17 protein-coding genes and 1 pseudogene are annotated in these 19841 nt (G+C 58.5%); 2 read left to right on the forward strand and 16 right to left on the reverse strand.

Annotated elements, in window-relative coordinates; genetic code table 11:
- Positions 1 to 121: 121 nt before the first annotated feature.
- Genes N4R57_11060 through N4R57_11090 form a run of 7 tightly spaced genes read right to left on the reverse strand, consistent with a single transcriptional unit; the run spans position 122 to position 5551 of the window.
- On the reverse strand, positions 122 to 1582 hold the full coding sequence (locus tag N4R57_11060) for an FGGY-family carbohydrate kinase (protein ID UYV35614.1): 1461 nt from the start codon (positions 1580 to 1582) through the stop codon (positions 122 to 124).
- Positions 1583 to 1632: 50 nt separating this feature from the next.
- On the reverse strand, positions 1633 to 2385 hold the full coding sequence (locus N4R57_11065) for an ATP-binding cassette domain-containing protein (GenBank protein ID UYV35615.1): 753 nt from the start codon (positions 2383 to 2385) through the stop codon (positions 1633 to 1635).
- A gap of 40 nt (positions 2386 to 2425) precedes the next feature.
- Entirely contained in the window at positions 2426 to 3373 is a 948-nt protein-coding gene (locus N4R57_11070; protein UYV35616.1) for a sugar ABC transporter substrate-binding protein, read from the reverse strand.
- A 24-nt stretch (positions 3374 to 3397) separates the two neighbouring features.
- The gene (locus tag N4R57_11075) at positions 3398 to 4345 is read right to left on the reverse strand and encodes an ABC transporter permease (protein UYV35617.1); all 948 of its coding nucleotides are present in this window, start codon (positions 4343 to 4345) and stop codon (positions 3398 to 3400) included.
- Complete coding sequence (locus tag N4R57_11080) at positions 4342 to 4848, reverse strand: hypothetical protein (protein UYV35618.1); 507 nt, start codon at positions 4846 to 4848, stop codon at positions 4342 to 4344. Before N4R57_11080 ends, N4R57_11075 begins: the two co-directional genes overlap by 4 nt.
- A complete protein-coding gene (locus tag N4R57_11085; protein ID UYV35619.1) occupies positions 4848 to 5099 on the reverse strand; it encodes a nucleoside hydrolase in 252 nt (83 codons plus the stop codon). The genes N4R57_11080 and N4R57_11085 overlap by 1 nt, the downstream gene beginning before the upstream one ends.
- Entirely contained in the window at positions 5069 to 5551 is a 483-nt protein-coding gene (locus tag N4R57_11090; protein UYV35620.1) for a nucleoside hydrolase, read from the reverse strand. The genes N4R57_11085 and N4R57_11090 overlap by 31 nt, the downstream gene beginning before the upstream one ends.
- A gap of 61 nt (positions 5552 to 5612) precedes the next feature.
- Between N4R57_11090 and N4R57_11095 the strand changes: the two genes are divergently transcribed.
- Both N4R57_11095 and N4R57_11100 read left to right on the forward strand, forming a co-directional pair.
- Complete coding sequence (locus tag N4R57_11095) at positions 5613 to 5861, forward strand: hypothetical protein (protein ID UYV35621.1); 249 nt, start codon at positions 5613 to 5615, stop codon at positions 5859 to 5861.
- A gap of 36 nt (positions 5862 to 5897) precedes the next feature.
- A complete protein-coding gene (locus N4R57_11100) occupies positions 5898 to 6407 on the forward strand; it encodes a MarR family transcriptional regulator (GenBank protein UYV35622.1) in 510 nt (169 codons plus the stop codon).
- Positions 6408 to 6449: 42 nt separating this feature from the next.
- On the opposite strand, the gene N4R57_11105 is transcribed toward N4R57_11100, so the two are convergent.
- The 9 genes and pseudogenes from N4R57_11105 to N4R57_11145 form a co-directional block, all read right to left on the reverse strand.
- Complete coding sequence (locus N4R57_11105; GenBank protein UYV35623.1) at positions 6450 to 8123, reverse strand: sulfatase-like hydrolase/transferase; 1674 nt, start codon at positions 8121 to 8123, stop codon at positions 6450 to 6452.
- Positions 8124 to 8265: 142 nt separating this feature from the next.
- Complete coding sequence (locus N4R57_11110) at positions 8266 to 11385, reverse strand: efflux RND transporter permease subunit (protein UYV35624.1); 3120 nt, start codon at positions 11383 to 11385, stop codon at positions 8266 to 8268.
- Positions 11382 to 12485, reverse strand: coding sequence for an efflux RND transporter periplasmic adaptor subunit (locus N4R57_11115; protein UYV35625.1), 1104 nt, complete (start codon positions 12483 to 12485; stop codon positions 11382 to 11384). The genes N4R57_11110 and N4R57_11115 overlap by 4 nt, the downstream gene beginning before the upstream one ends.
- Before the next feature lie 229 nt (positions 12486 to 12714).
- A pseudogene (locus N4R57_11120) lies at positions 12715 to 13968 on the reverse strand (IS3 family transposase).
- A 274-nt stretch (positions 13969 to 14242) separates the two neighbouring features.
- Positions 14243 to 14662 carry a ChaN family lipoprotein gene (locus N4R57_11125; GenBank protein UYV35626.1) on the reverse strand — a complete coding sequence of 140 codons (420 nt, stop codon included), beginning with the start codon at positions 14660 to 14662 and terminating at the stop codon, positions 14243 to 14245.
- A complete protein-coding gene (locus N4R57_11130; GenBank protein UYV35627.1) occupies positions 14659 to 15078 on the reverse strand; it encodes a ChaN family lipoprotein in 420 nt (139 codons plus the stop codon). Before N4R57_11130 ends, N4R57_11125 begins: the two co-directional genes overlap by 4 nt.
- The gene (locus N4R57_11135; protein UYV35628.1) at positions 15075 to 15788 is read right to left on the reverse strand and encodes a hypothetical protein; all 714 of its coding nucleotides are present in this window, start codon (positions 15786 to 15788) and stop codon (positions 15075 to 15077) included. The genes N4R57_11130 and N4R57_11135 overlap by 4 nt, the downstream gene beginning before the upstream one ends.
- Positions 15785 to 17506, reverse strand: a complete 1722-nt coding sequence (locus N4R57_11140) for an ATP-binding cassette domain-containing protein (GenBank protein UYV35629.1) — start codon at positions 17504 to 17506, stop codon at positions 15785 to 15787. Before N4R57_11140 ends, N4R57_11135 begins: the two co-directional genes overlap by 4 nt.
- Complete coding sequence (locus tag N4R57_11145; GenBank protein ID UYV35630.1) at positions 17507 to 19765, reverse strand: TonB-dependent hemoglobin/transferrin/lactoferrin family receptor; 2259 nt, start codon at positions 19763 to 19765, stop codon at positions 17507 to 17509.
- Positions 19766 to 19841 lie beyond the last annotated feature (76 nt).

Here is a 19841-nt window from a genome sequence, read left to right on the forward strand (position 1 = left end):
GGGCAGCAACCGCGAGCCCGCCCTTGGTGCGAACATCTAACATTGCCACTGGACGACGCATCGGGTGATGGGTGTCGTCATATACCATTGCAACCCCAAGGTCGGAGGCTCGTGTTTCAGGTTACGCACCGCCCGTCGGTTCGATTTTGTTTAACTGATGCGACACGGGCGTGACGGCTTCGCTTGCGGCGCGAAAGATTGCGAACCGCTGGTCATGGTAGGGTCGTGTGCTGACATCGGGCAGGTATTCGATAAATGCCACCGGCAGTTCATCATTGCCTGTCATCGCGCGCCGCGCCACATGCGCCGCGCCGACAAGCCCGGTCTCATGGTTACAGGGCACATGAACCGGACGTTGCAGGGTATCAGCCTTGAGCTGGCACAATGCAGGTGTGCCAGACATCCCGCCAGAAAAGCTGACATGGGAGACCGGCTGACCACAGGCCTGTTCGGCGCGGTCCATCACTTCGCGCGCGAGATAATTGATCCCTTCGGCAACGCCACGCACGAAATCCGCGTTTTCGTGAACGCTTCGCACTCCGAGAAACGCACCGCTCAGATCAGGATCCCAAAGCGGCGTGCGCTCTCCATCCAGGTAAGGCAGGAACAGGGGCGCGGCTTGAGTACGCGCAAAAGCGGCGTTGAGAACCTCATCCCTCGGGGCGCCGGGGAAGAACCGCTCCATCGCCCACTGTAGGCGTGTGGCAGCCCCTTGGCTTGGTCCGCCGATCTGCCAAAGGTTCGGCCCCCATTCGACCGTTAGCAAGCCCTCTGCCGTTGTGTGCCTGTCAGACATGACGCCGAACACATCGCTGGTGCCGGAAATGCTATAGGCCGCGCCTTGCCTGAGGGCACCGGAGCCGAGCACGCCGCTCCATGTATCGAACGAACCGCAATAGACCGGCGCATTGGCCATCTCAGAGAGCGGAAATGGCAGGCCCGCTTTCACCTGTCCGACGCTGTCGAAGGGCGACTTCTGCTCTGGCAGAATGTCTGCGCCGATCCCCAGAGCCGCCAATGTGTCGTCCGGGTCGCTCCCAAGGTTGCGCGCCATCGGGGTTTGCGAAATCCGGTCCGATGCGGAATGTCCGGTGAGTTGCAGGTTCAAAAAGTCTTTGGGCTCCAGAACGCTGCGCAGCTTTTGCCATGTCTCAGGTTCGGTGGTTTTTAGCCAAAGCAAACGGGCCAAGGGGTCAAACGGGTTGAGCCTTTGCAATTGCTCTCGCACCGCTGTGTTTGCCGTGGATTTCATTGTGTCCAGTGTCGCGGCGGCGCGCGCATCCTGAAATGTGATCGCGGGTCTGAGGGGGCTGCCAGCGCCATCAAGAAACACCTGACTGCGGGTGAACCCGCATCCCGCCACGGCAGAAACCTGTGAAAAATCATGGCCAGCTTGGGCCATTTCGCCACAGGAATTAACGAATGCATCCCACCAGATGGCGGGATCTGCTTCGAATTGGCCCTGCCCTGTTTGGGTGATTTCTAAGGGCGTGCGTGAGAAGGCGGAAAAGCTTCCGTCGGGGGCGACAAGTGCAAGCCTGAGGCTGCTGCCGCCAAGATCAAACGCCAATATATGAGACATGCTCCGGCTCGCCCATCTTTTGCGCACGCGACGTCGCGCGCGCCCGTGGTTCAGTGTATGCGATTGGCTTCGCCGCTCAAGATATAGTGTGACAGGCTGTCAGCGGTCAGATCGCCGCCCTCAAGGCTTATCTGGGTCTTTCCGGTGCGCAGGATCGTTACCCTGTCGGCGAGCGCTGCAACGTCTTGCATCGCGTGGCTGATCAGGATCACGGTTTTTCCCGCGTCTTTGAGCGAGGACACAAGGCCAAGCACCTGTTCGGTTTCGCGCACGCCAAGTGCTGCTGTGGGTTCGTCAAGTATGACGACATTCGCATTCCAACGCAGCGCCCGGCAAATCGCCACCGCTTGCCGTTGCCCGCCCGAAAGGTCAGTCACCTTGGCGTTCATATCGGTGATCGACTTGTTGAGCAGCGACATGAATCCAAGCGCATCCTTGCGCATTTGCCGCTTGTCGAGCAGGCGTAGCCCAAGGACATTACGGGTCAGCTCTGCGCCCATGAAGATATTCTGATAGATCGACATATCCGCGGCCACGGCGAGATCCTGATGGATGGTCGCCAGACCGGCCCGGAGCGCGGCATTGGGCGTATCGAACTGTCGCGGCTCGCCATCAACCAGAAGCTCACCGCTATCGGGCTGTTCGACCCCGGCCAAGATTTTGATAAAGGTCGATTTACCTGCACCGTTGTCGCCACAGATCGCGTGAATTTCGCCTTCGTGAATATCGACGCTGACGCCGCGCAAAGCTTCGACAGCACCGTAGGATTTAACGATGTTTCTGGCCGAAATCTTTACCGGCATGACGCCCTCGCGTTGTGGATCAAACGATGCAGGTTATGGGTCATTTCAAGAATTCATCCACGTTGGTTTTGTCGACCAGAGTGGCGGGAATGAACAGGTATGGCCCGGGAACGAGATCGTCCTTGGCTTTGCCTTCGACAGCGATCTTGTTCATCATGTCCACCGCTTTGGCGGCCATGTCTTCGAACGGGATCGCGACGGTGGCGGTCATCATCGAACTTGGGTCTTTGATGCGACGATAGACTTCCTGACCACCATCAATCGACACAAGCGAAACGTCGCCCTTGTTCAGACCGTTTTCCTTGAGCAGATCATCAATGATCAGCGCCTGCCCATCAAACGAGGCCCAGACCCCTTGGAAGTTTCCGGCGTTTTGAAGGATCAGCGCGCTCATCCCGTTGCGCACGTCGTCCTGCCAGCTTTTGGTGCGGGCCATCGAGTGTTCGCCGACGATCTTGACCTGTGGGTTTTCTGCTAGAACCGCATCGAGGATCGAGCCGCGAATACGTGCACCGGTGTTGGATTCAAACCGCTGGGCGAGGATGTTGCCTTCGAAATTGATCGTGCCGAGGACATAGATCGCGGCTTCGGCAGCCATGATGTATTCGTTCGGTGTGACATCAAAGAGCGTGTGCGGGCTGGCGCCGCTTGAGATGGTAATGACGGGAATGCCAGCTTCTTTTGCGGCGAGGAACTGACCATCGAACTGAACAGGTTTGGACATGCAGAGGATCAGCGCGTCGACCCCTTTCAGGATTAGGTTGTCGAGCTGCGAGGCATGGGTTTCCAGCGAGCCGTTGGAGTTAAGCACCTGTGTGCTCCAGCCCAATTTCTCGGCCTCGCCGCCGACGGTGTTGGCACAACGGGCCTGCGTTTCCGCAGACATCTGGAACGCAACGACGCCAAGGTCGAAAGCAGCGGCTTGGGTCGCGACAAGCGCCGATCCGGCGAAAGTTGCTGCGACAGTTAAGCTCTTGAATATATTCATATTATAGTCTCCCTGATAGTTTGGTTACAGAGCGAAGGCCGCTCTCTTGAGGACAGAGGCAGACACCGCAACTGATGCGATGATGATAATTCCGAGCATGATGTCCTGAATGTAATATTGAGCACCGAGCAGGACCAAGCCGTTCGACAGCATGACAATGATCAGAGCGCCAACGAATGTGCCAAGGATATTGGGTTTCGCGGGGGTGAACATGGTCATGCCGAGCAACGTGGCAGCGATACCATTCAAAAGGAAGTCGCCCGCCATCTGCGGCGCCGCAGAAGACAGGTTGGCCACCAGAAACACCGCTGTGATACCGGCGGCAAGTCCGGACAGGATAAGCCCGAGCGCCTTGCAACGGCGCGTGCTGATACCGGACCGGCGCGCCGCCTCTTCGTTTTCACCTGTGGCTTGAAGATGCACGCCTGTGCGGGTCTGCGTAGACAGGATCAAGGCAACAACAAACAGAAGCAACGTCACCAGAATGATCACCGGAACCGGGCCGATTTTGCCCCGACCGAGAAACAGAAAATTCTGATCCCACCGCCCGACAAACGCCACCCCGCCCGTGATCATAAAGGCCAGCCCATTGGCGATCGAGGCCGTGCCAAGCGTCGAAATCAGCGACGGAACCTTGAGGATCGTCACGAGAAAGCCATTCAAGGCACCGGCAACGATCCCTGCGCCCAAGCCAGCGGCAACCGCTATCGGCCACGCGATGTCAGCCGAGATCAGGCTACCGATCACCACGGCTGACAGGCTACAAACATTGGCGAACGAGAGATCAAGTTCCGAGGTGATGAGCGCGAAGGTAAAGCCGAAGCCCAGCATTGACAGGAAGCTAACCTGTTTAAGCACATTCAACAGGTTAGCCGTCGACGCGAAGTTATTCGCAAACAGCATAAGGAACACGAACAAGCCGATCCCTGCGAGGAAAGTGCCGTAGGTTTCGATGATCTTCTTTGTCGTCATCCAAGACACTCCGGCGGGCATGACTTGGCCCAGAAGGGTTGTTTTGGCCGTGTGGCATCGTGATCGCGATAGCCATCCGGTGCCGGGCTAACGTCGCCCCACCAGCCATGTGAACAGACCGACCGCCAGGCCATCTGATCCTCTAGCGTGCGCGCGGGCGTGTCATGCGCTGTTTTGAGGCCCTTCCAAGCGGCGCGCACCTTTGCATCGGTGTCATCCGTTGGATCCATGCAATAGTCATAGAAGGCGCCGGTTAGCGCCTCCATCTCGGCGGCGATCTCGGGCCATTCATCGCGAGACAAATGCCACGCGCCTAGCCAGTCAGCCACAACCGCTTTGATCGCGCCATCACGGCCAAGGCCGGAAAATTTCTGGGTGGTCAGGAGCATGTGCCGGGTCAATTCGGCCGCTGCGTGATCGTGACGCGCCTGTTCGGCGGCGGTTTTCATCGCCTCGATTGATTGGTCAGCGCGTTTGTTCAATTCAGTCAACATATGTGGCATCAGACAGCTTTCCTTGTTCGTTCCGGGTCGCGATCAAGCGAATGCAAGCGTTGCGCCATACGCGCAAACATTTCGTCCGCATCAAGCGTGCCAATGACATGCGCATTCGCGGTTTCGCCACTACGGCCCCACCAGTCAATAGTGGATCGTCCAACGGCTGGGCCTTCGCCGGTTTCAATAGTGACATTGCAATCGCGCCCCTCAAACAGGTCGGGCCACATCAGCCACGCGACGACGCAGGGGTCATGCATCGGGTGCCCCCCTCGCCGCCCAATGACGCGCCGCCGGCGCGTTCGCGTCTGAGCATCGACAGCACTTGTGCCTGCACCGGCGCGCTTTGGTCGAAACCGGTGAGCCGGTCGGGCGATGCCACCGCCTGATAGGTGGCGTTGAGTGGAAAGAGCGTGATCGGGATGCCCGCGCCAAAGACCATGGCCGCCGCATGGGGATCAACGAAAAAGTTGAACTCTGCCGCTGCGGTCATGTTGCCAAGGTCGCGTGCGCCGCCCATGATGATCAGCCGCTCGATCCGGCTTGCTATTTCGGGGGCCATCCGCAGCGCCATGGCGATATTGGTGAGGGGGCCGAGGGCGCAAATGCTGACCGGCCCCGGCTTTCGCGCAGCACCCTGACAATGGCGTTGACCGCGTGTTCGGCATCGGCGTCTTGTTGCGGGTCTGCAAGCACCATCCCCGCAGACCATCGGCCCCGCAGACAAATTCAGCCGTGTGCAAAGGGCGCAGGATCGGCGCTTCGCATCCCTTATGGACCGGCAGATCAACACGACCGGCGAGAGCGCAGATTTTCAGGGCATTGTGTGTGGTTTGCTCTACCGCGACATTGCCCGCCACCGTGGTGATCGCGGCGACTTCAAACAGCTCTGGCGCGCTCAGCGCCAGCAGGATCGCAAGGGCGTCATCCTGCCCCGGATCGGTATCAATCAAAATACGCCGTTTCATGTCAGAGCCTTGTCCCCACCCGTGACGCTTGCAGCATCGGCCGAATTATCTTAGTTGCTAAGATAGTCGACATGTAAGAGACTTTCCGCCATGCCTGTCAACAACAAAACCTCCGAAGATGCCCTGCGCGAGAAAGCGCAGAAGGTCGAGCGCCTCGAGCGCACAATCAGAGCGGCAAATGCACAGCGGACGCTCTACGGCGGGGTGTTGGCGGGCAAGTTGGGCATGCATCACACCGATCTGGAATGTCTATTCATGATCACCTTGATCGACAAGGCGACACCGGGGCGGTTAGCGCAGGAAACCGGCCTGACCAGCGGCGCGATCACAGGCGTCGTTGACCGGCTTGAGCGTGCGGGATACATAAAGCGCGAGCGTGACACAGGCGACCGGCGGCGCGTGTTTCTGGTGCCGATCATGAAACGGATCGAAGAGGTCCGTGCGATCAACGCCAAAACCAATGCGGCATGGCTTGAAGAGCTTGCCGGCTATTCGGATAGCGAGTTGGATTTGCTGCTGGGATTTGCCGAACGCAGCAATGAAGCGGCGGTGAACGCCACCATCGCCCTGCGCGATATGCACATCCGCTCTGATACCTGAGCCGCCCAGTTTACCAGGCTGTCCCTGCCTTTTGCCTAAGGGTCAGCCCCCGCTCGGCCCCGATTTCATGTTGGGCGCCTTGCGGCCGCGATACCGCACGGTCAGTTCAAGCGGCGTGTCGTTCTCGTCATAGACGCCGAGCACGATGCCGCGCTTGCGCGTTTTACTGCGCATCTCGACCAATTGCTCTTCGCTGCGGGTGGTGCGTTGTGACGGACGGCGCGCCCATTCAAATAGTTTGTCATACATTTCGGCAATGATCTCGGCGTGTTCGTCGCTTGCCCCAAGATCGACAAGCTCTTGCGGATCGTTTTCCAGATCGAACAGCATCGGCAGGTGCCCACCCTCGAAATGCATCAGCTTCCAGCGTTTGTTGGCAACCATAAACATAGTCGCGTCGCGCACGTCTTTGTCCATCATCGCCGCAATCGGTGAGGCCGAATAGTCATATTCGCAAATGACATAGTCGCGCAGCGTTTCTGTTCTCTCGCCATGCAGAATGGGCAGAAGGCTCTCGCCTTCGAGAATGTGATAATCCGGCTTTCCCCCTGCCGCCTCAACAAACGTGGGTGCGAAGTCGATACATTCCACCAATGCATCACAGACGGTACCACGGGTTGCGTCGGCCTCCTCGCTCGGGTCGTAGATGATCAGCGGCACAACGGTTGAAGTGTCGTGGAAAAACGTCTTTTCCCCCATCCAGTGGTCGCCAAGAAAGTCACCATGATCCGAGGTCAGCACAATCATCGTATCTTTGTCGCGCCCCGTCTCTTCCAGCCATTTGAACAGGCGGCCCATCTGGTCATCGCATTGTTTGATCAGGCCCATATAGGCCGGGATCACCGCCTCGCGCACATCCTGTCGCGAGAAGGCCTCGCCGACCTTGCTGCCCATAAAGGCCTGAAACACCGGGTGCGGGTTTTCACGTTCAGCGTTCGACCGGATAACCGGTTTGATATGTTCCGGGCCATACATGCTGGCATAGGGCTCTGGAACGACATAGGGCCAATGCGGCTTGATAAAGCTTAGATGGCAGCACCAAGGTCCGTCATGCCCTTGGATAAACTCCATTCCGCGCCCGGTTAGATAGGGTGTTTCGCTATCTTGTTCAGCGATATTGGCCGCCTCGTGCGAGTTTTTGAGGAACCAACCGGACAGCACGTTGCCATCTTCATCCAAACCGGAATTGGCGAAGTCGTGCCAGGGGTTATCGCTTTCATAGCCTTTGGCTTTGAGCCACTTGTTGTATTCTTTGGCCCCGTCAGGATCATAAGACCCATCCGGCCCTTCGGGCAGCATGCCGTCATCACGTTCAAACACGTCAAAGCCGCATTCCGACACGCGCGCGCCAATGATGCTGTCCGGTTCAAGCCCGAGACGCGCCATGCCTTCTTCGTCGGCGCGCATATGCGTTTTACCCACCAACACGCAATCCATCCCCACCTTGCGCAGGTGGTCGCCCAATGTCATTTCCCCGACCTTGAGCGGGATGCCGTTCCAGCTTGCCCCATGGGAATGCACATAGCGCCCGGTATAGGTGCTCATCCGCGATGAACCGCAGATTGGTGACTGGATATAACACCGGTTAAACCGCACGCCGCGTTCGGCCAGTTTGTCGATGTTGGGTGTATGGAGGTGCTCATGGCCGTAACAGCTCAGGTAGTCCCAGCGGAGCTGATCAAACATGATGAACAGAATATTTTTTGCTTTGGCCATTTTTGCATTTCAGACCGGCTACGCCTTGCATCACGGTTGCTGATGCGGCGCTTGGGCCCTACCTCCCTCGTTTTCACACCGCATCTGGTAGCAATTTTTTGCCAGAGCGTTCCACAATAATTTTCGCCTACTGTCTTTCTCTTTAAGCGGTTTTCCCGGCCTCTTCGGCTTTCTCACGCGCCTCGCGCATATCCCGCTCAAGTGCTTTCTCAACCATACCGCTCGGTTTGGTGAACCGCGCCAGAAGGTCATAGAGAACCGGCGTCACAACCAGCATAAGCACGGCCGACATAGCGAGCCCGGCGATGATAACCGTGCCGATCGCATTGCGGCTTTCCGCCCCTGCCCCGGTCGCAAATAGCAACGGCAGCGCGCCCAGAACGGTGGACAGCACGGTCATGGTAATGGGTCGCAGACGCAGGACCGAGGCCAGCACTACGGCCTCGCGGACCTCCTTGCCTTCATCGCGCAGTTGGTTGGCGAATTCGACGATCAGGATGCCATTCTTGGCCACGAGTCCGATCAGTAGGATAATTCCGATCTGGCTGTAGACGTTGAGCGACAGCCCGCCAATCGCCATGGCGTAAAGCGCCCCGGCCACGCCTGCCGGCACCGTCAGCAAGATGATGATCGGGTGCACAAAGCTTTCGAATTGGGCGGCCAGCACAAGGAAAACGATCAATAGAGCCATAGCAAAAACGGCGTTAGCCCCGGCGGAAGTATCTTTGAAGGTGCGCGATTGCCCTTCAAAGCCAAGCTTGCCTTGCGGTGGGACGATCTCACCCGCGATCTGCTCCAGTTCGGTCAGCACAGTGCCGAGATCAGCGCCGGGCGCAAGCGCGCCCGAAAGCTGGATCGAGGGGAGCCGGTCAAAGCGGCGGAGCGAGGAGGACGCAGCGTTCTCGCTGATAGAAATCAAGGCGCCCAGCGGCACCAGCGTTTGCCCGTCACCGGAGCGCACATAGATGTTGTTGATGTCCGATGGCGAGCGGCGGTCGCGTTCCTCGGCCTGAAGGATAACGGGGTATTCGCGGCCACGGCTGACGAAAGTCGTGACCTCAAGCGAGGCCAGCATGGATTGCATGGTCGAGGCGATTGTCTCCACGGAGATACCGAGATCATCCGCGCGCGCGCGGTCGATGCGCACTTCGAGTTGCGGCAGGTTCTCTTCGAAATTAATTTCCGGGTTGACCAAGCCTTGGACCTGTTCGGCCCGTTCCAGAAGCGCGGTTGACCACCCTTTGACGCTGTCAAAATCCGGTCCGCTTATGACAAGACGCACAGGCGTCGAGTTGCCACGAAGGCCAAGCCCGGCAGGCGTGATCGGAAAGCCGCGCGCGCGTGTTAGCTGACCCATTTTCGGTGCGATGGAGCGGGCGACCTGTGACGCCGATCGTTCGCGCGCGTCCCAAGGTGCAAGGCGGAAGACGACGAAAGAACGCCAAGACCGGTTACCCGAGCCGGAAAAAGTAAAGACGGTCTCAATCACCCCGTCTTCGAGGTAAGGTTGTAGAATTTCTTCGACCTGCCGGGCCGCGGTATCGGTATAGGCCAAGGTGCTGCCCTGTGGCGCAGTGAGAGGGATAAAGCCCACGCCCCTGTCCTCTCTCGGGGCGAGTTCGCGCGGCAGGGATTCATAGAAAAACGCAGATCCCCCCGTAACCACAAGCGCCAGCAGGATCACCACTAGCGGCATCCGCAGGCATTGATTTAACAGACCGGCATAGGCTTTCTGAACAGCGCCCTGCGGGGTGTCGGCCTCGGTTGTTGCGCCTGCTTTGCCCTTGCTCGGGCGCAGCACTTTGGACGCCAGCGCCGGACAGGCGGTCAGCGCAACGAAGGTTGAAATTGCCACTGTCCCGGCCATGACCCAGCCGAATTCGATAAATAGCCGGCCCACCTGCCCCGGCATGAACGACAGCGGCACAAACACCGCGATTAGCGTGACGGACGTGGCCAGAACGGCAAAGGTCACCTGTCGCGCGCCATTCATGGCCGCAACCAGCGGGGTTTCCCCGTTCTCGATCCGGCGCTGGATGTTTTCCAGCACGACGATTGCGTCATCCACGACCAGCCCGATCGCCAAAAGCAGAGCCAGCAAGGTCAGCGTATTGAGCGAAAAGCCCCACGCCCCAATCAGGATGAACGCCCCCAAGAGCGAGACAGGAATGGTGATGGCCGGGATAAGGGTTGCGCGAAAACTGCGCAAAAACAGTAAGATGACCATAACCACCAGCCCAAGCGAAATCATCAACGCATTGATCACCTCGCGGATAGATGCGCCAACAAACAGCGCGTCATCCGAGCCGATCTGGATCTCCATTCCTTCGGGCAAGGTTGGGGTGATGCGCGCAATTTCTGCCCGCACCGCGTTGGAAATCTGAAGCGTGTTCGACTGGCTTTGGCGTTGCACCGCGAGGCCGATTGCGGGGCGGCCATCGCTGCGAACGACGGTTGAGTCGTCCTCCACCCCCGGTTCAATTCGCGCCACGTCGCCAAGGCGCACAGGGTAACCCGCCACCCTGTCCAAGACGACATCGCGAAAATCCTCGATGCTTTGCAATCGACTGTTGAGCCGCACGGTCAACTGCCGGTTGGTCGATGTGACCTCTCCTGCGGGGAGTTCAACATTGTTGCGCTGTAGCGCGTTGGTGACATCCGCTACGGTCAGCTTGCGCGCGGCCAGCGCGCGCCGGTCGAGCCATATGCGCACCGCAAAGGAACGATCGCCATAAATTTGCAGGCTTGCCACCCCGTCAAGCGTGGCCAGACGATCGGAAATAAAGCGATCCACGTAGTCGGTGATTTCAGCGGTGGTCATGCGGTCGGAGACCACGGCAAGCCGCATCACCGGGTCGGCATCGGCGTCGTTTTTGACCACTTCGGGCAGGTCCGCAGCGAGCGGCAGATTGGCGCGCACCCGCCCGACCGCGTCGCGCACATCATTGGCGGCCACATCAACATCGCGCCCGGCCTCAAACTCGATGGTGACGCGCGAACGCCCCTGACGGCTTTCTGAGCTGATCGAGCGAATGCCCGAGATCGACGCGACTGCGCCTTCGATTGTTTCGGTGATGTCGGTGTCGATCACCTCAGGCGCGGCACCGCGATAGTTGGTTGTTACCGTGACCACGGCGTTGTCCACATCGGGCAACTCACGCACCGAAATGCCGAGCAAAGCCGTCACCCCGAACACGATCAAAAGCAGATTGGCCACGGTCGCAAGGACCGGTCGGCGCACCGAAATGTCTGAAAGCGTCATGATCCGCTCTCCGGAGCGCCGGCTGCCACACCGGTCTTGGCCTGAACCTTGACTTCGACACCATCGCGCACGCGGTGAAGCCCGCGCACCACCACCTCGTCGCCCTCAGTCAGCCCGTCAAGGATGGCAACCAGCCCGTCCCGGCGTTGCCCTGTTTTTACGATCACCCGTTTGGCTTTGCCATCTGCCACGCGGAACACATAGGTTTCCGCCGCCTGAAAGATGATCGCCTCTTCCGGCACCACGATATGGTCGGATTGCGAGAGCGTCAGTTCGAGCGACATGAACATCCCCGCAGGCAAGGTACCGCTAGGATTGGGGATGACGGCACGGGTGCGAAACGCCCGGCTCACCGGGTCGATGCGGCTATCAACGGCTTCGATTTTGCCAATGAAGCTGTGATCGGGGAACGCGATGCTGGAAGCGGTGATTTTTTGCCCCGTTTTCACCCGCGCGAAAAGGGTTTCGGGAAGGGAAAATTCAACCTCGACCTCGGACAAGTCATCGAGCCGGGTGATAAAGGTGCCGGCGCTGACACGTGCGCCGAAATCAACCTCGGCCAAGCCGACGGTTCCGGCGAAGGGCGCATAAATGGTGCGCTCTCCGAGCCGTTGATTGGCGCGATCAAGCTCGGCGCGGGCTTCGGCCAGACGGGCGGTCGCATCTTCCAGTGTCGCCACCGCGACCGCATTGGAGCCGCGCAGTTGCGTCACCCGGTCCAAAACCCGTTCCCGCTCGGTCAGCTTGGCTTGGGCTTCGGTCTGGTTGGCGCGCTCGATGGTGTCATCGAGACGGACAAGCACCGCGCCCTGTTTGACGTGTTGACCTGCGGCAAAGAGGAGCTCTTTGATCCGCCCGCTTGCCTGCGGCACGATGTCGATAGATTGCAGCGCGCGTGTCGTTCCGACCGCTTCTACGGTTTCGCTCAACCGGCGTTTCTCGGCGTTCACCGTTTCAACCAAAGCGGGCCCGCGTCGGCGGGCTGGTGCGCTCTTTTCCGGTGGCGCATTCGCCACGACATACTGCTCATAGGCTTCAAAGCCGCCGTAGGCGAGCCCGGCCAGAACCGCAATAATAAGTAATTGTCTAAAAATCGACATTCGCGCAGCTTCCCCTTCGGTCGCCTTAAATAGGCAACCGACCCAAACCGTAGTCTAACATCGCAAAAGTGCAACGTGAACCTGTTCACAACCTTGTTGTTATATCGCGTCGCGACGGCTCTGACTTCTTGTGCAACATAGACCAGCAGATGGGGTGCGTTGCAACCACGGTTGCTGCCCTGCGCTTTCAAGGGATGAGCAGCCCCACTTGAGTGGTCCAAATTGAAAGTTAGTGCATGATTGGCCTTTGGTCCATCGGTACGATGGCCTCTGGCGCAGGTGGGCGGTAACCCAATGCACTATGTGGTCGTTTGGTGTTGTAATGTTCCCTCCATCTTTCAATGATGATCTGTGCCTCGCGGAGCGAGTAGAAGATCTCGCCGTTCAACAATTTATCACGCATTCTTCCGTTGAAGCTTTCGCAGTATCCGTTTTCCCAAGCACTGCCCGTTAGGGCATCGCAAAGCGATGTCCCGAGAGGGGCGACCCGGGCTCGATGTAGGCAGTCTTTGCCCCAACCACCTTGATCCAGTCCCTGACGGCTTCAGCGATGAACTCTGGACCATTGTCTGACCTGATGTAGGCAGGGACACCTCGCAAGATGAACAGGTCCGTAAGAGCGTCGATGACCTCAGTCGAGTTCAGCTTCCGCTTCACCCGGATCGCCAGACATTCACGGCTGTGTTCATCCAAGATGTTCAGTGTTCTGAACGCCCTGCCATCGTCGGTTCGGTGATGCACAAAGTCATAAGACCAGACATGGTTGCGATATTCAGGTCGCAAACGGACGCAAGACCCGTCATTGAGCCAGAGCCGCCCCTTCTTTGGTTGTTTCATTGGCACTTTAAGCCCCTCGCGTCGCCATAGGCGTTCAACACGCTTGTCGTTGGTCTGCCAGCCAGCATCTCTCAACAAGGCAGCAACCCGGCGGTAGCCACTCTCGGGACATTTCCTTTCAGGAAATACCCTGACGTGCAGTGCATATCGACCGTAATGGCGCGTCAGCTCGATCATGTCAGCGACCAAGCGTTCTTCGTCAGCACGCCCGCACGGTAACCGTCGCTGCGTTGATCGATGCTGGCCCAACACGCGGCACACACGACGCTCAGATACCTTCACCTGGCAGCGCACATGATTGATGCAAGCGCCCCTCTCGGCAGATTGCTTTGCAATCGCCTGCCGGGCAATGGACGACGCGAAGGGCTCAGAAGTTTCCCGATGCGGCCTCCTTCAAAATCAACTTGTCCAATGTCAGATCAGAAACTGCCCGTCGAAGGCGCTCGTTCTCTTTCTGTAGCCGCTTCAGTTCCTTGAGCTGTTCTGTGCCCATTCCACCGTACTTCTTCTTCCAGCGCTAATAGGTTTGTTCAGTCACACTGATCTGTCTGATCGCATCGATCCGGGGCATGCCTTGCCCCATCAGAACTTCAACCTGCCGTAACTTCACGACAATCTCTTCGGGCTTGGGTCTCTTGATGGCCATCTCTGGTCCTCCGCTTTCCTAACTATAGGGGCGGACCACTTCAAAGGGGGAGGCTCAAAGCTGGCGCGCTTTTCTTCTGGCGTATCTTCAGGCTTAACAAAACGGCGCGCGGTTAAAAGCGAGCTCTTCTCGGGGTGGACAAAGCGCGTATCGGTCATATTCTTATGGATTTCGTGGCTGAATTGATTGATCACCATGCACTTTGGCGTTCGCAATGGTCGGAGCTTTTCAAATTTTGATTTTATAATTAGTCAAATATTTTGACATACAAACGTCAAGCCCGTTCAACCACTTGCGCGTTCTCCTCTGTCTTCGCCTCGCGTTCCGGCAAGCGGAAGACAAAGTCGGCGGCCCCTTCCCTGAACAGCGCATCCTCTTGCATTTGCGGCACCGAGACATAGGCGCTGCGCACCCCAAGATCAGCCAGCTGCCAAGACACGCCACCGCCCCACTGCAAGTGCCCCTGACCAATAATGCCCACGACCAGCGGACCATCGGGTTTTACCTCGCGCGCCATGTGGGTGGCAAAGGCGCGGTCCCAAACCTCTTGCGCGCGCACGAAACGATAAAACTCTGGGTCCATTGGCCCAGTGGCTTTGCCTGACTTTCGCCCGCCACCTGTAAGATCGAAAATATACCGACGATAGGGTTCGGGCGATGGCAGCGCGGGTGTCAGCCCCTCGCGGTCTTTCACCGGGACGCTGTCCCAGCCCCCTTGCCAACTGCGCGCACCAACTCACGGCGCACGTTCAGACCGCGCATTGGCGTACCTGTTTCGCGACAGAAGCGGAAAATCGGCAGGTAAAGTTCGGGCGGGAACCCCCAGACATCGTCCCATTCGGCCTTGGCCAAGAAGGCATCTTCGGACAAGCCACCCGCAACCCATTCTGCAAGAACCGGATTGAGCCGCGCCGGAAACATCTCAAACCCCATAACCAGCGGGCGATGCGCCAAAAGCCCTGCTGCGACATGCAATTGCCAACGGTGAATGCCGGCTTTGTCATGTTGCTCGCCCAACAAAACCACCGGTGCTTGCGCCATTTCCGCTAGCACGTCTTTGTAAGTGACGTCGCCCTCTCGACCGGGCCGATACCAGCTTGCGCCACTCATGCCGCCTGCCCTTCGACGGTGTCGATCACAAGCCCGATTTCCACCCCGTCAGAGTTGAGCGCCACGTGCCGCCCACCGTCTTTGCGCCATGTCTCGACCGCTCCTGCTTTAAGGTGAAGATGAAAATCGGCTGTCATGACGTTGGCAAATCCCATCGCCGGGCGGACCGTTTCAATCTGGCCATGCCAGCTTTGGGTTCGCCCGCTGAGCGACAGGCGGATTGTCACGTCGCTTTCTGCCGCGCGCAACTGGTCCAGCAGGGCAAAGCCCGGATCACCGGACAAATCTTCGGGCGCTTCGCTCGCACTTGGCATTTCGCGCCGCTTGCCTTCGGCTGCGCCCTTGGGCACACCGTCAAAGGCAGCAACAAAACCTGCCGCCCCATCCATTCCGATCACGCTGAACAATGTCTCTCCGTCCGCGTCCGCAAATTCCAGCGCCGGATAAACTTTGCCGCGCATCTCGGATGTCGTGTCGAGCACCACGTTGCAGACCTGACCCGGATCAATCCGTGCCGTGTGAACATCTTGGCCCAATGCGATCAAACCGTCATCGCCACGCTTCACTGTGTCGACCGCGCCGATCCGCTCATGGGTCGCACCGCCGTTGCGCAGCACCACCATGACCTTTTCAAAGCCCGGCAAATGGCTCAGCGCTTCTCCCGCCTCTACGCCCTCAAGGGTCCATCGCCCCGTTTCGATCTCGCTCATGCCGTCCGCCTTTCCAGTTGTGTGATTTCACCAATCTGCCAAATCCCCGTCGGCTCAAGCGCGACAGGCTCGCGATGCGCCACACAGAGCACCGTCGCCTTGGGGAGTTCCCGGCGCAAAAGCGCCAGCATATGTGCTTCGCTTGCCATATCCAGCGAGGAGGTTGCCTCATCCAGAATGATCCAATCTGGCCGATGCAACAGCACCCGCGCCAGAGCGAGCCGTTGTCGTTCGCCAAGCGACAAGCCTTCCAAAGCGCCCGCGCCATCGCGATCAATCGCATCAAACCGATGCGACAACCCAATACGCTCGAACACATCGCGCAGCTTTTCAGGGTCCACCTTTGTCGGATCGGCAGGGTAACAGGCCGCTGCCGCCAGACCTTCGCTAAACAAATGCGGGCGTTGCGACAGCACCATCAATTGCGCCTCTGGCGTCTCCACCCGACCTTGACCGTATCGCCACAATCCGCTCAGCGCGCTAAGCAGCGTCGTCTTTCCCTGCCCGGACGGACCCGTGATCCAGATACGTTCGCCCGGCCTGACCACTCTGTCTGGTACAGGTTCGAGCCACCGCCCCTGTGGTGTCGACAGGTGCAAGCCGCTGACCCGCAACGCCCCGTCGCGGCTTATATCGCGCTCTATCGCGGTTACGGCTTCCTTCACCGGGGCTGGATCCGTTGTTACACGAAACAGATCGTCAAGCCGCTGCGACACCGCTGCCAACTCGGCCAGCTTTTCGTATTTGAAAATGAACCACGACAGGGTCTGTGTCACGGACCCAAAGGCGCGGCTCAGCTGCATCAGCCCGCCAAATGTGACCGACCCAGCAAAATAGGCTGGTAGCGCAAAAAACAGCGGCACCCGCAGGATCGACTGGTAATATGGCCGCGAAAACAGCCCGAGGATAAGCTCGCGGCGGATCAGGCGGAGCCAATTGCCACGAATACCCTGAAATCGCACATCAAGCCGACGGCGTTCCGCCTCTTCGCCGCGCGAGTGGGCAATCTCGTTGGCGTTATCACGCACCTGCACCAAGGCATGACGGAAATCTGCCTCGCGGCGCTCATGGCGGAAAAGGAGCGATTTGAGCTGCCACCCCATCACATGAGTGATGACACTTGACACCAAGACGTAGATAAACGCCAACCACACAAGATAGCGCGGGATCGCAAAATCAATTCCGAAAAGCGCAAAGCGCAGCACGAAGTCCGACAGGGTCCACAGGATCGCAAGGTAGGTCACCAGCCCGATCACCCGCGCGAACAGATCAACGGTCAGTTGCAACATCAGATCAATGAACCTGTCGCAATCCTCGCTGATACGTTGATCCGGGTTGTCGACGGTTTTATCCGACAGCCCCTCGCGCAGGTGCCAATACGCGCCATTCGACGTCCATGCATGCACCGCCCGTTCCGTCAGCCGCTGACGCCAATGCAGCCACAACCGCTTACGTAAATAGTCCCCGACCAAAAATATGCCTGCCGAACAACAAACCAGCACGGCAAACACACCCAGTTCGCTTATCGTGGTCGCGGCGTCCACCTGCTCGACCGCGTCAAAAAACCGACGGGTCCAGTTGATCATCAACACATCGACATAAAGGTCGATACAGATCAACGCGAGCACGATGCCAAACAGAACCAGCCCAACCCAAACCTGCGGCCCAGAGGCCGCAAGCCGGGTCAAGCGCCAGATACGTCCGAGGGAGGTGCGCATCTAGAACCTCATGTCAAAGCTGACGGTGAATGTGCGGCCCGGTCCGGTCTGAAGCTCGATCGGATTGGTCGCGGCAACACTAGACGAGGCCGTGTTGCTATAGGTGGCGGCATTGGCAGTGAAATACCGCTTGTCGAGAATGTTGTTCACGCTGAAGTTCAGGAAACCGTTGTCGATCACTTCCCATTTCGCGTGAACATCAAACACCGCAAATCCGCCGTGTTTGAAATCATTCGCGCCGGCGGTTTCGCTAACCTTTGCAGCGAACGTCCCCACCCCTTCCAACATCAGGCGTTGTTGCGGAAAGTAATGAGCAAGCGACACCGTCGCGCTCAGCGGGGCAAGGGTGTGCGGCGTCTCGGCCGCGCCGGGCGAAACCCGCTGCGTCCCGCGTTGCCAAGCGGCTGATACGCCCATCGTCGTGTCCTGAGACAACGCCCACTTCCCCGATGCCTCAATCCCCCAAACATTCACGACCGAGATATTGCGATAGGTGTAATCGCTCGTGCCGGGCGGGTTGTAAAAACTCTGGATAAAGTCCGAATAGTCGGTCTTGAACGCGTTGATCGCCACAAAGCCGCGTTCCTGCTGATAGCGCAGGCCCAACTCATAGCTTCTGTTCTGCTCCGGGCGCAGGTTTGGCGCCGGGGTCAGGTTAAAGAACGCACCGGGCAGCGAGGTGTAAAGCTGCTGCGCCGTTGGCATTTTGAAGCCTTCGCCGTATTTCGCCCAGACCGACCAATTGTCATCCAAACGATAGATCATGCCGAGGCTTTTCAGCACCGCGCTATCTTTGCGCACGGTCGGCTCCTGTCCCGGAACGGGCTGATAATCGGCATCGGGTCGCGGGTCGATGTTATAGCTCGCGAAACGCAGGCCCGGTGTGATCTCAAACCGGCCACCACCAAGGGTGATCTTGTCTTCGACATAAATATCTGCCCGACGCGTTGTCGAATTGGAAAAGTTAAAGCCACCCGCGCGCGTTTCTGTGATCGTGCCGGTGGTCAGGTTGTTCACCACATCACGCCGATAGTAGTCGGTTTTGGCAATGTCGCCGTCAAAGCCGAAAATCAGCCGGTGATCGGCTGGTCCGGTCGAAAACGTCGACGTCGCCTGAATATCCAGCTCAAAGAAATCTTCGTTATAACGCAGCTCATCATAAGTCAGGAGCGAGTCACCTGCCGCCGAAGTGGAAAGCTCGGTCCCGGTTCTGTGATACCCATGTGGCGTATAGGCGAATGTGGTTACGATCTGATCAATTGGGCCGTTGTCCGGGGTCCAAGTGTGCTCCACCCCAAGGCGATAACGATAGAGGTTCAGCTTCCGGGATTTACCGTTGATAATCTCGCCCGTCGGTGCGCCGGTAATACTGCTGTAGACCGGGCCAAGCACTGAATTCTGCGCAACTGTCGTGTCGCGGTTTAACACATCGGCGCTAAATTCGACGCGGTGGCGCGTGTCCGGCATCCAGACCAGCTTGAGCAGCCCGCGTGTCGATGTTTCGGTCGTCGGGTCAAACTCGCCACAGGGCGTCGCACCCCAAGATATGTTACGTGTGCAGCCATAAATGCCGCCATCGTTGCGGGCGTTCGACAGGGTCGGTTCGTGCCCGACAGTGCGTGAGATACCGGCGAAAACCGTCAGATCACCCGAGAACCTCTGCGCATAGGACAGCTCTGTCGTCGTGCTGCGGGTAAAGCTGTCATAGCCCAACTTCGTATGCATGGCCTTGTCGTCGCCCAAAAGAAGGTCGTCAGGGTCCATCGTCTGGAACGCGACCATGCCGCCAAGCGCATCCGCCCCCCACAAGACCGACGCCGGCCCGCGCACGATCTCGGCCTGTTTGGTAAAGCTCAGGTCGACGTAGTTGCGCGTGCCGTCGATGATGCGCTCGGCCATGCGCGACCCGTCCACCTGAATCGCCACGCGGTTACCGCCCACGCCCCGGATCGTGAACCCGCCAAAGGTGCTGAACGGATCAGCGCCCGACGTCTGCCGGTTGACCTCTACCCCCGGAAGGCGGCGCACCAACTGCTCGATATCGCCAATCTGTCGGTTGTTGATCTCCTCCCCGCCGATCACCGTGATATTTGCAGGCACATCCAGCGGGTCTTTGCCTTCGCGGTCGGTGTTCACAACGATTGGATCAAGGGTGATCGCGCCATCTCCGCCCTCTTGCGCGACGAGCGATGTTGGCCCCACGACCAAGAACAATGCGACTCCGCATTTGAGACAGGTATTAGTACGGGTGCGTTGCATCTCGCAGCCTCCATGTTTTCAGATTGGAAGCTGGCAGGGTGTCGCTGGCAGATATCAGATCGGCTAATTTTTGCCG

Source organism: Rhodobacteraceae bacterium D3-12 (assembly GCA_025916135.1).
In the GTDB taxonomy this organism is placed as follows: domain Bacteria; phylum Pseudomonadota; class Alphaproteobacteria; order Rhodobacterales; family Rhodobacteraceae; genus JAKGBX01.